Annotated in this window: 13 protein-coding genes; 7 read left to right on the forward strand and 6 right to left on the reverse strand. The window is 72.3% G+C overall.

Going from position 1 to position 14360, the window contains the following annotated elements; all coding sequences use genetic code 11:
* Positions 1–269: 269 nt before the first annotated feature.
* A complete protein-coding gene (locus BLT82_RS18770) occupies positions 270–881 on the reverse strand; it encodes a response regulator transcription factor (RefSeq protein WP_003948568.1) in 612 nt (203 codons plus the stop codon).
* Positions 882–1260: 379 nt separating this feature from the next.
* On the opposite strand from BLT82_RS18770, the gene BLT82_RS18775 reads away from it, so the two are divergent.
* Positions 1261–1584 (forward strand): WhiB family transcriptional regulator, encoded by a 324-nt coding sequence (locus BLT82_RS18775; protein ID WP_093656292.1) that lies wholly within the window; start codon positions 1261–1263, stop codon positions 1582–1584.
* 92 nt (positions 1585–1676) lie between these two features.
* Here the strand turns inward: BLT82_RS18775 and BLT82_RS18780 are convergent, their stop codons facing one another.
* Positions 1677–2567: a LysR family transcriptional regulator gene (locus tag BLT82_RS18780; RefSeq protein WP_093656294.1), complete on the reverse strand. Its 891-nt coding sequence runs from the start codon at positions 2565–2567 to the stop codon at positions 1677–1679.
* A gap of 79 nt (positions 2568–2646) precedes the next feature.
* On the opposite strand from BLT82_RS18780, the gene BLT82_RS18785 reads away from it, so the two are divergent.
* Positions 2647–3315, forward strand: a complete 669-nt coding sequence (locus tag BLT82_RS18785) for an MOSC domain-containing protein (RefSeq protein WP_093656296.1) — start codon at positions 2647–2649, stop codon at positions 3313–3315.
* Between the two features lie 207 nt (positions 3316–3522).
* Positions 3523–4296, forward strand: a complete 774-nt coding sequence (locus BLT82_RS18790; protein ID WP_093656298.1) for an SDR family NAD(P)-dependent oxidoreductase — start codon at positions 3523–3525, stop codon at positions 4294–4296.
* On the opposite strand, the gene BLT82_RS18795 is transcribed toward BLT82_RS18790, so the two are convergent.
* The gene (locus tag BLT82_RS18795; RefSeq protein WP_093656531.1) at positions 4259–6061 is read right to left on the reverse strand and encodes a DUF2264 domain-containing protein; all 1803 of its coding nucleotides are present in this window, start codon (positions 6059–6061) and stop codon (positions 4259–4261) included. The genes BLT82_RS18790 and BLT82_RS18795 overlap by 38 nt on opposite strands.
* A gap of 142 nt (positions 6062–6203) precedes the next feature.
* Here BLT82_RS18795 and BLT82_RS18800 point away from each other — a divergent pair, with 142 nt between their 5' ends.
* From BLT82_RS18800 to BLT82_RS18810, 3 genes are all read left to right on the forward strand, one after another.
* The gene (locus tag BLT82_RS18800; protein WP_093656300.1) at positions 6204–7295 is read left to right on the forward strand and encodes a substrate-binding domain-containing protein; all 1092 of its coding nucleotides are present in this window, start codon (positions 6204–6206) and stop codon (positions 7293–7295) included.
* A gap of 270 nt (positions 7296–7565) precedes the next feature.
* Positions 7566–8624: a hydroxyacid dehydrogenase gene (locus BLT82_RS18805; RefSeq protein ID WP_093656302.1), complete on the forward strand. Its 1059-nt coding sequence runs from the start codon at positions 7566–7568 to the stop codon at positions 8622–8624.
* A gap of 139 nt (positions 8625–8763) precedes the next feature.
* Complete coding sequence (locus BLT82_RS18810; RefSeq protein WP_093656304.1) at positions 8764–9456, forward strand: ester cyclase; 693 nt, start codon at positions 8764–8766, stop codon at positions 9454–9456.
* A gap of 107 nt (positions 9457–9563) precedes the next feature.
* On the opposite strand, the gene groL is transcribed toward BLT82_RS18810, so the two are convergent.
* The 3 genes from groL to BLT82_RS18825 form a co-directional block, all read right to left on the reverse strand.
* The gene (groL, locus tag BLT82_RS18815; protein WP_093656306.1) at positions 9564–11186 is read right to left on the reverse strand and encodes a chaperonin GroEL; all 1623 of its coding nucleotides are present in this window, start codon (positions 11184–11186) and stop codon (positions 9564–9566) included.
* A gap of 101 nt (positions 11187–11287) precedes the next feature.
* Positions 11288–11596 carry a co-chaperone GroES gene (gene groES / locus BLT82_RS18820; RefSeq protein ID WP_017949608.1) on the reverse strand — a complete coding sequence of 103 codons (309 nt, stop codon included), beginning with the start codon at positions 11594–11596 and terminating at the stop codon, positions 11288–11290.
* A 333-nt stretch (positions 11597–11929) separates the two neighbouring features.
* Entirely contained in the window at positions 11930–12994 is a 1065-nt protein-coding gene (locus BLT82_RS18825) for a polysaccharide deacetylase family protein (RefSeq protein ID WP_244292036.1), read from the reverse strand.
* Between the two features lie 148 nt (positions 12995–13142).
* Here BLT82_RS18825 and BLT82_RS18830 point away from each other — a divergent pair, with 148 nt between their 5' ends.
* A complete protein-coding gene (locus BLT82_RS18830) occupies positions 13143–14354 on the forward strand; it encodes a class I SAM-dependent methyltransferase (protein WP_455431877.1) in 1212 nt (403 codons plus the stop codon).
* Positions 14355–14360 lie beyond the last annotated feature (6 nt).

Genomic DNA, 14360 nt, shown 5'->3' on the forward strand with positions numbered 1-14360 from the left:
ATGAGCAGGTGCGCCGGAACTCATCTCCTGCGCCCTCCCCTTGCGCTCGACCGACTCGTCCCCGAGGAACTCCACAACTCAAGGATGCGGCATCGCGCGGGAAACGTGCGCCCCCCGCCGTCCGCCGCCCCGCCCACAGCATGACGGGCGGGACTCGCGATGCCTGTGGGGCCCGTGCGACAGGGCCCCGGGCGCGCGTCTCGTGCACGACGGCCGCGCGCCCTTCCGGTTCTCCCGCCGGGAGCGGTCCCGGCTTCGCCCGGCACCGCTCAGCGGACCAGGCCCCAGCGGAATCCGAGCGCGACGGCGTGCGCCCGGTCCGAGGCACCCAGCTTCTTGAACAGCCGCCTGGCGTGCGTCTTCACCGTGTCCTCGGAGAGGAACAGTTCGCGCCCGATCTCGGCGTTGGACCTGCCGTGACTCATGCCCTCGAGCACCTGGATCTCCCGGGCGGTGAGGGTCGGGGCGGCGCCCATCTCGGCCGAGCGCAGCCGGCGCGGGGCGAGCCGCCAGGTCGGGTCGGCGAGGGCCTGGGTGACCGTGGCCCGCAGCTCGGCGCGCGAGGCGTCCTTGTGCAGGTATCCACGGGCGCCGGCGGCGACGGCGAGCGCGACGCCGTCCAGGTCCTCGGCGACGGTGAGCATGATGATCCGGGCGCCGGGGTCGGCGGAGAGGAGCCGGCGGACCGTCTCGACGCCGCCCAGTCCGGGCATGCGTACGTCCATCAGAATCAGATCCGAGCGGTCGGCCCCCCAGCGGCGGAGGACTTCCTCGCCGTTGGCCGCGGTCGTCACGCGCTCCACGCCGGGCACGGTTGCCACCGCGCGGCGGAGCGCTTCTCGGGCGAGCGGGGAGTCGTCGCAGACGAGGACGGATGTCATGGCCGCCCTCCGCAGCTGATGCGCGTCACCTTGAGCCTCCAGGCTGGTTACGTATCGTCACCTGTGCGGTTGACGCCCCCGGACTTCTGCCCGAGCGCTTGTTCTCTCAACCGCCTCCGCCCTCTCAACGACGGTCACTCGAAAGAGTTACGGGTGGGCCGGGCACCTTCGGCACTCTACGTGAGGACCCGTGAGCGGAGGAGAGCGACACAGCTCAACTGCATGTCAGATGGCAGCTATGCCCCATTTAGCGGCATTTCTTCCCATTTACTGGTGTCTGCGACTAGATTCGCAATGAGTCATATTTACATCTACTTACACCGTAGATGTACGGTCGGAGCTCAGAACCACTCAGCACGGCTACAAGGGGACATGCGCTATGGCAGATTTCTCCCGCCTTCCCGGACCGAACGCCGATCTGTGGGACTGGCAGCTGCTCGCAGCATGCCGTGGGGTAGACAGCTCGCTCTTCTTCCATCCCGAGGGGGAACGCGGCGCGGCAAGGAGTGCGCGCGAGAACTCGGCAAAAGAGGTCTGCATGAGGTGCCCGGTACGCGCGGAGTGCGCGGCGCACGCACTCGCGGTCCGGGAGCCGTACGGGGTGTGGGGCGGACTGACGGAGGACGAGCGCGAGGAGCTCATGGGACGGGCGCGGCACCGGCTGATTCCGGCAGGTGGCGCGGGCCACGCGCCGCACGGCTGACCCGCAGCCGTCACGACTTGAGAAGAAACGTTCCTGCACCGTCCGGGCCACTTCCGGGACGGCGCTGAAACCAGGGGGCGCGCGTCGGCGCGTCAGCGGGCGGCGGCCAGTGCCAGCCGGTCCAGCGTGGCCGCGACCGTGGGCACCTGGGCGAGATCCGGCAGGGTCAGGGCGACGATCTCGCGGTGGACCGAGGGCTCCACCGCCACTGTGCGGGCGCCCTTGGGCAGCACGGACTCCAGCGCGAGCTCCGGCAGCACCGCGACGCCTAGACCCGCACCGACGAGTCCGACCACGGCCGGGTAGTCGTCCGTGGCGAAATCGATCCTGGGGGTGAACCCCGACTCCTCGCAGACCGCCACGAGCTGGCGGCGGCAGCGCGGGCACCCGGCGATCCACGGTTCGTCGGCGAGATCCGCGATGGACACGGACCCCGCGTCCGCCAGGCGGTGCCCCTCGGGCACCAGCCCCACGAGCCGGTCGCTCAGCAACGGCCGTACGACGAGGTCCGCCCACTCCGTGCCGCCGGTGCCGTACCGGAACGCCAGGGCCACGTCGCAGTCCCCCTCGCGCAGCATCTCCTCGGAGCGCGGCGGCTCGGCCTCGACGAGGGAGACGCGCGTGCCCGGGTGCGCGGCGCGCAGGGCGGCGAGCGCGGTGGGCACCAGCGTGGAACTGCCGCTGGAGAACGACACCAGCCGCACCCGGCCGGCGCGCAGCCCGGCGATCGCCGCGACCTCCTCCTCGGCGGCGGTGAGCCCCGCCAGGATGCCCGCCGCATGGCGCACCAGCGCCTCCCCGGCCTGGGTGAGGCGCATCTCCCGCCCGGCACGGACCAGCAGCGGGGTTCCCGCGGACGCCTCGAGTGCCTTCATCTGCTGGCTGACCGCGGGCTGGGTGCAGCCCAGTTCACGGGCCGCCGCCGAGAAGGATCCGGTGGCGGCCACGGCGCGCAGGACGCGGAGGTGACGGGCTTCGATCACCCCTCGATCATAAGAGACGCTTGGGGCGTAGGCGAAATACTCCGTGGATCCTTTGGGGTAGTCGGATTAGCGTCGGGGCATGGAAATTCTCTCCGTGAACGTGGGGCGGCTCAGGGCCGTCGAGCACACCTCCGCGGCCACCGGCCTCAGCGGTGTGGACAAGCGGCCCGTCCCGGGTCCGGTGCGGGTCCTCGCCCCCGGGCCCCGGGACACCGGCGCGAGCGGTGTCGAGGGGGACGAGATCGGCGACCCCCGCTTCCACGGGGGCGGCGACCGCGCCGTCACCGCGTACGCCCGCGAGGACCTCGACCACTGGGAGCGGGAGCTGGGCCGGACGCTGGCCGACGGTGCGTTCGGGGAGAACCTCACGACCACGGGCGTCGATGTGAACGGGGCCCTGATCGGGGAGCGCTGGCGCATCGGCTCCGGAGTGGTCCTGGAGGTCACGGGCGGCCGGGTGCCCTGCAACACCTTCCAGGGGCACCTCGGGGAGAAGGGCTGGGTCAGGCGGTTCACCCGGGCGGGGCAGCCGGGTGCACTGCTGCGTGTGATCGAGCCGGGGACGCTCCGGGCGGGCGATCCGGTGCGGGTGGTGCACCGGCCGGAGCACGACATCACCGTCGCGCTGCTGTTCAGGGCGGCCACGGTGGAACGGGAGTTGCTGCCGCGCACGCTCGTCGCGGCGCCGTGGATGGAGTCCTCGCTGCTGGAGGTCGCCCGGGAGTACGCGGAGAAGCACGGCGGCTGACGGTGCCTCGGGGCGGGGGCCGGGGCGGGGCCCGGGGGCGGGGCCCCGCCCTGACGAGCCGCAGGACGGCGGGCCGGCGACGGCGGGAGCGGCGGCAGCGGGACCTGCGGGGACGCCGTCCGGCGGCCGCCGGACGGGCCGGCAGGCGGCCCGGCACCGGGCCGGGCCGCACGGCGCCCGTGCACGCGGCGCACTAACGTGCCGCCTATGACGACAGCACTCATCACGGGCTCGACCGCGGGCATCGGGGCCGCTTTCGCGCGGCGGCTCGCGGCGGACGGGCACGATCTGGTCCTGGTGGCCCGGGACACCCAGCGCCTCCAGGAGCAGGCCACCGAACTCCACGACCGGCACGGCATCGAGGCGGAGGTGGTGACCGCGGATCTGGCCGAGGAGGACGGCATCTCCTCGGTGGAGAAGCGGCTCGGCGACCGCAGGCGGCCGGTGGACCTGCTCGTCAACAACGCCGGTTTCGGCAACAAGGGCCGCTTCCTCGAGGTCTCCATGGCCGACGAGCTGCGGATGCTCAAGGTGCACTGCGAGGCGGTGCTGCGGCTGACGGCCGCGGCCACCGCGCCCATGCGCGACCGGGGCCGGGGCGGGGTGGTGAACGTGGCCTCGGTCGCCGCGTTCGTGCCGCGCGGCACGTACGGGGCGTCGAAGGCGTGGGTCGTGCAGTTCACCCAGGGAGCGGCCCGGGACCTGGCGGGCACGGGGGTGCGGCTGATGGCGCTCTGCCCCGGCTTCGTGCGGACCGAGTTCCACGAGCGGGCCGGGATGGGGACGGACAACATCCCCGGCTGGATGTGGCTGGACGCCGACAAGCTGGTGTCGTCCGCGCTCGCCGATCTGGCGCGCGGCAAGGCGCTGTCGGTGCCGGATCCGCGCTACAAGGCGCTGATGGGCGTGGTGAAGCTGGCCCCGCGCGGTCTGCTGGGTGGGGTCAGCTCCAGGGCGGGCCGCAAGTACGGACCGAAGTAGTCCCGTCCTGCCAGGTCACCGTGAGGGTGCGGCCGCTTGTCCCGACCTCGGCGAGGGCGGTGACCGGTGCGGGATCGGGTTCGGCGGTGAGCGAGGCGAGGGCGACGAAGAGCGTGTCCGGTCCCGGGCCGGTCGTGCCGTGCAGGGCGGCGGTGCGGGTGGCCGGGCCCTGGAGGGTGGGGCCGGACGGGGAGGCCGTGCGGACCGTGTAGCCCTGCACGGGCTGGAGTTGGGCCGTGGGTCCATCCGGGTCGGCGGCCCAGCCGGTCTGCCGGACTTGGGTTCCCTCGGGCGCCCCGGTGACGAGATGGGCCCGGACCTCCGCCCGGCCGTGCGCGAGCGTCAGGGAGTGCACCCGCACGCCCGGGCACGGGGTGTGGGAGGAGGCCGCCCAGCCGGGACCCGAGCCCTCGGGTTCCACGGGGCCGCGGGCGGTGTGCCCGCCGCCGACCAGCAGCGCGAAGTGGTTGTCGGGGAGGGTGCCGTCCGCCGGGGTGGGGCCGGTGCCGGTGGAGTAGGCGAAGCGCGCGTAGCAGGGGTCGTCCACGGCTGCCGCGTAACCGGTGCCGTGGTTGTGGAGCCGGACGAGTCCGTCGGCTGCCGTCGACTGGACGAGCAGGCAGGGCGGGGCGAGGGTGGTGACGGCGTCCCCGGTCTCGGCCGGCAGCGGTTCCTCGCGGTTCGTCCAGACCGGGTGGGAGGGCGGGATCAGCAGGCCGAGGAAGCCTTTCGACGCCCAGTAGGGGGAGGCGGGGCCGGAGTAGTCCTGCAGGACCGGTTCGTACGGACCGTGCCAGCCGAGGGTGAGCAGGCCCCGGTCGTCGGTGGCACCGCGGTCGAGGAAGTGGCGCATGGCCCCGGAGGCGAGCCGGCGGGTGGTGCCCGGGGTGAGCGGGCTGTACCCGGTGAGGGCGCCGAGCCAGGGGGCGGCCGCGGCGGCGAATCGGTAGGTCAGCGAACGGCCGTAGGGCATCGGCGATCCGTCGGCGCCGAAGAGGCGTGCGTAGCCGTCCAGATGTGCGCGCAGCCGGGGGCCGTAGCGCTCGAGGAGTTCCCGGTCGCCGCCGAGGTGGGCGTGCAGGACGGGATAGAGGTGCAGGGCCCAGCCGTTGTAGTGGTCGAAGGAGCGTCCGGCGCCGTCGCTGTACCAGCCGTCGCCCCGGTACCACTCATCGATGCGCGCGAGGGAACGGTCGATCGTGCGCCGGGCCAGGTCGGTCTCGATGCCGGCGTCCTGGAGGAAACCGGCGACGGTGAGGCCGAAGAGCCACCAGTTGTTGTCGACCGGCGAGGGGCCGAGGGCGGGCAGCAGCCGGTCGACGGCGCGCTGCCGGGTGCGGTCGTCGAGGGCGTCCCACAGCCAGGGGCGGGTCAGCCGCAGGGACAGGGCGACGGACGCGGACTCGACGATCGCCTGGGGGACGTCGGAGATGCGCGGCCAGCCGTCGGGCCCGCGGTCGGTGGCGGTTCCGGAGGCAAGTCCCTCGGCGTAGCGGGCGAGATGACCGTGCGGGTCCTCGCCGTGGGCTCCGGCGACCCTGAGGGCGGCGAGCAGGAAGGTGCGGGCGTAGCCTTCGAGCCCGTCCGACCGGTGTCCGGACGAACTGGGGCGCGGCCCTGGCAGGTCGATCAGTCCGCGACGGGGGGAGGCGAACGGCCGGACCGCCAGCAGGAGCTCGTCGGCGACGGTCTCCCAGTGGCCGCGGGTCCAGCCGGTGAAGGGGCTCAACTCACGGTTCTCGGACGGCGTGGCCACGGGCGGCATCATCACCGCAAGTGCTTCAACGGTCAATAGATTAAGAGTGAATGATCGAAACTCTTGTCGTTCGATCACGTTGCACTAGGGCCTGACCCAGGCGGACCGGCCCGGGGCGCCGGGGCCACCACACCGCTAGGGGACCGCCGCCGTGCGCGAGAGAGCTGCCGAACGTCACGACCGACTGCTGGACCTGGTACGGGAGCACGGCACCGCGCGGGTCGCCGAACTCGCCGACCGCCTCGCGGTCTCGGCCGTGACCGTCCGCAGGGACGTGGAGGCACTGTCCGGGCGCGGCCTGCTGGACCGGGTGCACGGCCAGGTGTCCTGGCCGGAGGGCGAGGGCGCACCGGGGCGGCGCACGAACGGCGGTGGGCTGGTGGTGGGAATGCTGGCGCCGTCCTCCACCTACTACTTCGCCGAGGTGATCCGTGGGGCGCACGAGGCGGCGGCACGCGCCGGCGCCCGGCTCGTCCTGCGCATCTCCGACTACCGGCCCGAGGAGGACCGCGCCCGTACGGAGGGACTCCTCGCGGCCGGCGCGAAAGGGCTCCTGGTCGCACCGGGCTGGCGCGGGCCCGGGGACCCGGCGGAGCACGGCGGCTGGATCGCCGGACTGCCCGTGCCCACCGTGCTACTGGAGCGGCGGCCCGTGCCCGGGAGCGCGCTCGACGAGCTGGACCGGGTCTCGTCCGACCACGGACACGGGGTGCTGCTCGCGGTACGGCACCTGGTCGGGCTCGGGCACGGCACGCCCCTGCTGGTGGCGCGGGCGGACAGCCCGACGGCGCTCGCCGTGCGTTCGGGGTACGGGGAGGCGCTGGGGGCGCTCGGGCTGACCGCACCGCGGGCCGTGATCGACTCGGTGCCGGCCGAGCGCGACCCGGAGGGCTTCGAGGCGGCGGCGCAGGCGCTGCGGTCCGCGGCGACCTCGGGGTCGGCGACGGCGGCGCTGGCGCACAACGACGTGGACGCGATCCAGATGGTGCAGCGGCTGGCCGAACTGGGCGTACGGGTGCCGGAGGACCTGGCGCTGATCGCGTACGACGACGAGGTCGCGGCACTGGCCGACACCCCGCTGACGGCGGTCGCCCCGCCGAAGCGCCATGTCGGGCGGTACGCGGCGGAGTTGCCGGTCGAGCGGCTCACGGCCGGCCGGGACGAGGACGGGCCGGGGCGGCACCTGACGCTGCTGCCGCGGCTCAAGGTCCGGGCCTCGTGCGGAGCCGGGTACCGCCCGTGATCTGATCACTCTTCGATCAGTCAGTCTTTCGCTCTTGACTTCGCTCATACCTGGCTCAAGTATCTCGGCCAACGCCAGCACCCGTGCCGCAGCCTCAGGAACCCGGCCGTGAGCCGTAGTTGGAGCAGATCGACCCGAGTCACAGCAGGCACCGCCACCGCCCTCGTTCTCCTCAGGGCGTGCGGCGGGGGCGGCATTGACGACGCGTCGGGCCCCGCGGCCGGCCGCCGGTTTGACCTGAGGTGACCACCGAGGAGTCGGACTTCCACCATGCACCACGCCACTGACAACGCCACCGGCGAGGCCGACGGCAGCAGCGGCGGGCCGCTTCTGCTGCTCGCCATGGGCACCGGTATCGCCGAGCGCCTGTTCACCGACGCCCACCGGGCCCGTCTGGCCGACCTGACCCGGACCGACCCGGACCTCGTCGCCCACGACCTGGCCGATCCCCCGCCCGCCGTCGCGGCCGCCCTCGCCGAGGCGGAGCTGCTGCTCACCTGCTGGGGCGCGACGCCGCTCGACGAGCGCGTCCTGGACGCCGCGCCGCGGCTGCGGGCCGTCGTCCATGCGGCGGGTTCGGTGAAGCACCACATCACCCGGGCGTGCTGGGACCGCGGCATCCTCGTCACCTCCGCGGCCGCGGCCAACGCGCTGCCCGTGGCCGAGTACACGCTCGCCGCGATCCTCTTCGCCAACAAACGGGTGCTGCACAGCAGTCAGCGCTACCGCGAGCTGCGCGCCCCGCACGACTGGCGCCTGGAACTCGACGGCGCCGGCAACTACGGCCGTACGGTCGGGGTCGTCGGGGCGTCCCGGATCGGGCGGCGGGTGATCGAGCTGCTGCGCCCCTTCGATCTGCGAGTGCTGCTCCACGATCCGTACGCGGACGAGGACGAGGCCGCCCGGCTGGGGGTCGAGGCGGTGCCGCTGGACGACCTCTGCCTGCGCAGCGACATCCTCACCGTCCACGCACCGGAGATCCCGGCCACCCGCCACATGATCGACGCCCGCAGGCTGTCCCTGATGCCCGACGGCGCGACCCTGATCAACACCGCGCGGGGGTCGCTGGTCGACACGGACGCGCTGCTCCCGGAGCTGCTGTCCGGCCGCCTCCGCGCCGTGCTGGACGTCACCGAGCCCGAGGTGCCGCCCGCCGACTCACCTCTCTACGACCTCCCGAACGTCCTGCTGACCCCGCATGTCGCGGGCTCACTGGGCGAGGAGCTGTACCGGATGGCCGATCTGGCGCTGGACGAGGTGGAGCGGTACGCCCTGGGCCTGCCCTTCACCGAGCCGGTCGTCCCCGCGGCGCTGGACCGGTCGGCCTGAAGCGGGCCCGCCCCGCTGCGCCGCGACCACCCGGCCCCCGGCAGAACCGCTCGCCCAGCAGGGCGAATTAAGGCGTAATGCACGGATTTCACTAGAATGGAGGCATCCGACGCAGCGCCCCACGCGCCCGGGAGACGCCATGACATTCGTACAGATGATCGACTGCAAGACGGATCGTGTCGACGAGCTGAACCGGCTTTTGGACACCTGGGTCGAACAGACCAGGGGCAGGCGCACCGCCACCCACAGCCTCCTCGCACAGGACCGATCCGACGGTACCCATGTGGTGGAGATCGTCGAGTTCCCCTCGTACGAGGACGCGATGCGGAACTCGAACCTCCCCGAGACCGACCGGATCTTCCAGGAGATGGTCGCGCTGTGCGACGGCATGCCGACCTTCACCGACCTGGAGGTCATCCGCGACGAGCAGTTGCACAAGGACGTGTGCGCCCGGTTCTTCACCGAGGCGCTTCCCGGCGACCCCGGCCTCCTCGACGGACTGCTCACCCGGGACTACCACGACCACGACCCGGCCAACTCCCCGGACGTGATCGGCGTCGAGGCCCTCCGCCGCGAGGTCGCGATGTGGCGCGACGCCTTCGATTTCACCTTCACCCTCGAGGACCAGGTCGCCGAGGGCGACCGCGTCTGCACCCGCTGGACGTGGGAGGGCACGCACAAGGGCGAGTTCCTGGGCCTCGCGCCCACCGGAAGGCAGGTCTCGATGACCGGGACGACCGTCCACCGGCTCCACGAGGGCCTGATCTGCGAGGGGTGGTGGCAGTACGACCGGCTCGGGCTGATGGGCATGCTCGGGGCGCTGGACATGTAGCCGGAGACGCAGCCGGTGCCGGGCCCCGGCGCCCCGGCCGCTCACAGGGGAAGGCCCCCGGGAACGGGGGCCTTCGTGCGTCCTGTCGGACGGGAGAGCGGTACGGGTCAGTGGGCGTGGCCGTGACCGTGGCCCGCGTCCGCCGGCTCCTCTTCCTTCTTCTCCACCACGAGGGTCTCGGTGGTGAGGAGCAGGGAGGCGATCGACGCGGCGTTCTCCAGGGCGGAGCGGGTGACCTTGACCGGGTCGATGACGCCGGCCTTCACCAGGTCGCCGTACTCGCCGGTCGCGGCGTTGAAGCCGTTGCCCTTCTCGAGCTCCGCCACCTTCGCGGTGATGACGTAGCCCTCGAGGCCGGCGTTCTCGGCGATCCAGCGCAGCGGCTCGACGGCGGCACGGCGCACGACCGCGACACCGGTGGCCTCGTCGCCGTTCTTGCCGAGGTTGCCGTCCAGCACCTTGACGGCGTGGACCAGAGCGGAGCCACCACCGGAGACGATGCCCTCCTCGACCGCGGCGCGGGTCGCGGAGATGGCGTCCTCCAGACGGTGCTTCTTCTCCTTCAGCTCCACCTCGGTGGCGGCGCCGACCTTGATCACGCACACGCCGCCGGCCAGCTTGGCGAGGCGCTCCTGGAGCTTCTCGCGGTCCCAGTCGGAGTCAGTGGCCTCGATCTCGGCCTTGATCTGCGCGACGCGGCCGGCCACGTCGCCGCTCTGGCCGCCGCCGTCGACGATCGTGGTGTCGTCCTTGGTCACGGTGACGCGGCGGGCGGAGCCCAGCACGTCCAGACCGGCCTGGTCGAGCTTGAGGCCGACCTCCTCGGCGATGACGGTGGCACCGGTGAGGGTGGCCATGTCCTGCAGCATCGCCTTGCGGCGGTCACCGAAGCCGGGGGCCTTCACCGCGACCGCGTTGAAGGTGCCGCGGATCTTGTTGACGACGAGCGTGGACAGGGCCTCGCCCTCGACGTCCTCGGCGATGATCAGCAGCGGCTTGGAGGCACCGGCCTGGATGACCTTCTCCAGCAGCGGGAGCAGGTCCTGGATGGAGGAGATCTTGCCCTGGTTGATCAGGATGTACGGGTCGTCGAGAACGGCCTCCATACGCTCCTGGTCGGTCACCATGTACGGCGACAGGTAGCCCTTGTCGAAGGCCATGCCCTCGGTGAAGTCCAGCTCCAGACCGAAGGTGTTGGACTCCTCGACGGTGATGACGCCGTCCTTGCCGACCTTGTCCATCGCCTCGGCGATGAGCTCGCCGACCTGCTGGTCCTGGGCGGACAGCGCGGCGACGGCGGCGATGTCGGACTTCTCCTCGATCGGACGCGCGGTGGCGATCAGCTCGTCGGAGACGGCCTTGACCGCGGCGTCGATGCCCTTCTTCAGGGCGGCCGGGGAGGCGCCGGCGGCGACGTTGCGCAGACCCTCGCGGACCAGGGCCTGGGCGAGAACGGTGGCGGTGGTGGTGCCGTCACCCGCGATGTCGTTGGTCTTGGTCGCCACCTCCTTCACCAGCTGGGCGCCGAGGTTCTCGTACGGGTCCTCGATCTCGACCTCACGGGCGATCGTGACACCGTCGTTGGTGATGGTGGGGGCACCGAACTTCTTGTCGATCACGACGTTGCGGCCCCGGGGGCCGATCGTCACCTTGACCGTGTCGGCGAGCTTGTTGACGCCGCGCTCAAGGGCGCGACGGGCGTCCTCGTCGAACTTCAGGATCTTCGCCATGGAGCTTTTCAAGTCCTCTCAAAGCGAGCCGCGCCCCTCGCCGCCCGGCTTCATCATCAGCGGGGGCCAGGGGCGCGGCTCTGAGCAAATCTGCCGGTGAATTACTTCTCGACGATCGCGAGCACGTCGCGCGCCGAGAGGACGAGGTACTCCTCGCCGCTGTACTTCACCTCGGTGCCGCCGTACTTGCTGTAGAGCACGACATCGCCGGTCTTGACGTCGAGCGGAAGACGCTCGCCGTTCTCGAAGCGGCCCGGGCCGACGGCCAGGACGACGCCCTCCTGGGGCTTCTCCTTGGCGGTGTCCGGAATGACCAGGCCAGAGGCGGTGGTCTGCTCGGCGTCGAGCGGCTGGACCACAATGCGGTCCTCGAGCGGCTTGATGGCAACCTTGGAGCTGGTGGTCGTCACGATCCGACCTCCCCCTTCGGAGATCTCACGGGGTTCATCTGTCTGAGGTGGCGACCAGGTGGATCCGTCGTCGCGGGTGCCGGACCTGCCCGTCGCTGTGTTGGCACTCTCCGGTGGGGAGTGCCAGAGCCGAGACTATGACCGGGATTAGCACTCGGTCAAGCGGAGTGCCAATCCACTGCGTGTTCGGCCGGTTCCGGCCGGGACGGCGCGGCTCCTGCGCCCGGTCGCGACCCGTCGCACACGGCGGCCACGGCGCGTCGGGCCGCCGTGTGCGACGGGCGCGTCGGGCGCGCCGGGCGCGTCCGAGCCGGGCACGGCGGCCGGCGGCCCTCAGACGTAGTCCTCCAGCCGCGCCACCGCGTAACCCTTCGACGTGACGACCTTCATCACGTTGCGGATCATGTCCGGCATGCTGCCCTTCCACTCCGCCCTGCCGCGGAAGTGCGTGAGGATGATGTCGCCGGGGTGCAGGTCCCGGTCCCACTCGCGCCACTCCATGTGGTCCGGGAACGCCTCCGCCGCCCACAGCGGCACGGCCTTCACGCCGCAGGACTTGGCGGCGCGCAACGTGTCCCGGTTGTAGCTGCCGTACGGCGGGCGGAAGAGCCGCGGCCGCTTGCCGAACCGCTTCTCGATCCTGGCCTGCTGCCCGCAGATCTCCGCCTTCTGCTTCGCGTACGACAGCGCCGGCAGATAGGGGTGGGTGAGCGTGTGGTTGTGCAGCCGTACGCCGCGGTCCTGCATCTTCTCGAAGTAGCCGTAGTCGTCCCGGACGACGTAGTCGCTGAGGAAGGCGCTGTACGGGATCTGCAGTTCGCTCATCATCCGCAGCAGCTTCGGGTCCTTCTCCGCACCGTCGTCGATCGTCAGGAAGACGACCTTCTGCTTGGTGGGCACGGTGGTGAAGACCGGCGGCAGGCCCTTGTGGCGGTCGACCTCGAAGCCCTTGCGCGTGGTGATCGTCGGCTTCTCGTCGGGCGGCAGGGGGGCGGGCAGCGGCGTCTGCCGAAGGCCCCAGCGCCTGGCCGCGGCCGCCCGGGCGGCCTGGATCTTCTTCACGCGCTTCGCGTACGCGGCGAGCGCCTCGGCCGGTCCGGCGGCCAGAGCGCCCTTCTCCCCCGCTCGCTTCCGCCCCTCGCCGAAGTCCGCCCGGTCGCCCTCACGGCCCTTCTCCCGGTCACCCTCCTCCCGGGACCCGGCGTCCCCGTCCCGCTCCTTGCCGGCCGCCTCGCCCTTCCGGTCCTCCCGCCCCGGCGACCGCGGCTCCTGGCCGTGCGCGGGAGCGGCGGCGGAGGCGGAGGCGCCCGCCTTCCCCGTGGCCCGGACCCCGCCGCCGTGCTGCCCGGGCTCCGCGGCACAGCCCGAGACGACGGCCGTGACGAGCAGCACGCACATCCACATACGGCTGCGCCGAATTGCTGGCTTCTTTTCGTTTTGTCGTACTTGCTGCATGGCGCCGCATCCTGTCAGCGCAGCCCGCCCGCGAAGGCCCGACAGCGCCGCCCGGCCGCACATCGTCCCCCGGCTGGCCGACAATGGCCGGGTGAACGACGCCGGCTCGCCCTCCCCGCTCGCCCCCCTGCTCACCGACGAAGGGCAGGCCCTGCTCGCCGCCCTGCGCGACTACGACCCGGGACAGGAGCTGAGCGTCGCCACCCGGCTGCGCCGCGACCACCCCGCCGAGCTGGTCTCGGCGGCGCTGACGCAGGCGCGGCTGCGGCAGCGGGCGGTGGCGAAGTTCGGCGCCGAGGACGCGTACCGGATGTACTTCACGCCCAACGGTGTGGAGCAGTCGACGCGGGCGTCCGTCGCCGCCCACCGCGCCGCCCGGTTCGCGGAACTCGGCGTACGGAGCGTGGCGGATCTGTGCTGCGGGATCGGCGGCGACGCGATCGCGCTCGCCCGCGCCGGGATCTCCGTACTGGCCGTGGACCGCGATCCGTTCACCGCCGACGTCGCCCGCGCCAACGCCGAGGCACTGGGGCTGGCCTCGCTGATCGAGGTCCGGCAGACCGATGTCACCGAGGTCGACACCTCCTCCCACGACGCCGTCTTCGTCGATCCCGCCCGCCGCGCCGGCCGGGGCGGGCGCGGGCCGAAGGGCGGCAGCGGCCGGATCTTCGACCCTGAGGCGTACTCACCGCCGCTGTCCTGGGCCGTCGGCGCCGCCCGCACGGCCCGGTACGCGGCGCTCAAGATCGCGCCGGGGATCCCGCACGAGGCGATCCCCGAGGACGCCGAGGCCGAGTGGATCTCCGACCACGGGGACGTGAAGGAGGCCGTGCTCTGGTTCGGCACGGCCCCGGGCGCCCGTCGCGCCACCCTTCTGCCGCAGGGCGCCGCGCTGGTCGGGCGCGGTCTGCCCGACCCTCTCGTACGGAAGACCGGCCGCTGGCTCTACGAGCCCGACGGCGCCGTCATCCGCGCCCATCTCGTCGCGGAGGTCGCCGAGGAGCTCGACGGCGGCCTGCTCGACGGGACGATCGCCTACATCACGGCCGACGAACTGCGTCCGACGCCGTACGCGACGGCGTACGAGATCACCGACGAACTCCCGTTCAACCTCAAGAAGCTCAAGGCACTGCTGCGCGAACGGGGGGTCGGCACGCTCACCGTGAAGAAGCGCGGATCGGCGGTCGAACCCGAGGAGCTGCGCCGCAAGGTGAAGCCGAGCGGCCCGAACGCCGCCACGGTCTTCCTGACCCGGGTGGCCGGCGCGCCCACCGTGCTCATCGGGGCTCCGGCGGGCGTCTGACGGGCC

Origin of the sequence: Streptomyces wuyuanensis (assembly GCF_900103455.1) — a bacterium.
GTDB lineage: Bacteria > Actinomycetota > Actinomycetes > Streptomycetales > Streptomycetaceae > Streptomyces > Streptomyces wuyuanensis.

Bases quoted from the DNA above. Each gene is read 5' to 3' on its own strand.
- BLT82_RS18770 (WP_003948568.1), bottom strand. From the start codon at position 881: ATGACATCCGTCCTCGTCTGCGACGACTCCCCGCTCGCCCGAGAAGCG.
- BLT82_RS18775 (WP_093656292.1), top strand. From the start codon at position 1,261: ATGGCAGATTTCTCCCGCCTTCCCGGACCGAACGCCGATCTGTGGGAC.
- BLT82_RS18785 (WP_093656296.1), top strand. From the start codon at position 2,647: ATGGAAATTCTCTCCGTGAACGTGGGGCGGCTCAGGGCCGTCGAGCAC.
- BLT82_RS18790 (WP_093656298.1), top strand. From the start codon at position 3,523: ATGACGACAGCACTCATCACGGGCTCGACCGCGGGCATCGGGGCCGCT.
- BLT82_RS18795 (WP_093656531.1), bottom strand. From the start codon at position 6,061: ATGCCGCCCGTGGCCACGCCGTCCGAGAACCGTGAGTTGAGCCCCTTC.
- BLT82_RS18805 (WP_093656302.1), top strand. From the start codon at position 7,566: ATGCACCACGCCACTGACAACGCCACCGGCGAGGCCGACGGCAGCAGC.
- BLT82_RS18810 (WP_093656304.1), top strand. From the start codon at position 8,764: ATGACATTCGTACAGATGATCGACTGCAAGACGGATCGTGTCGACGAG.
- groL (WP_093656306.1), bottom strand. From the start codon at position 11,186: ATGGCGAAGATCCTGAAGTTCGACGAGGACGCCCGTCGCGCCCTTGAG.
- BLT82_RS18825 (WP_244292036.1), bottom strand. From the start codon at position 12,994: ATGTGCGTGCTGCTCGTCACGGCCGTCGTCTCGGGCTGTGCCGCGGAG.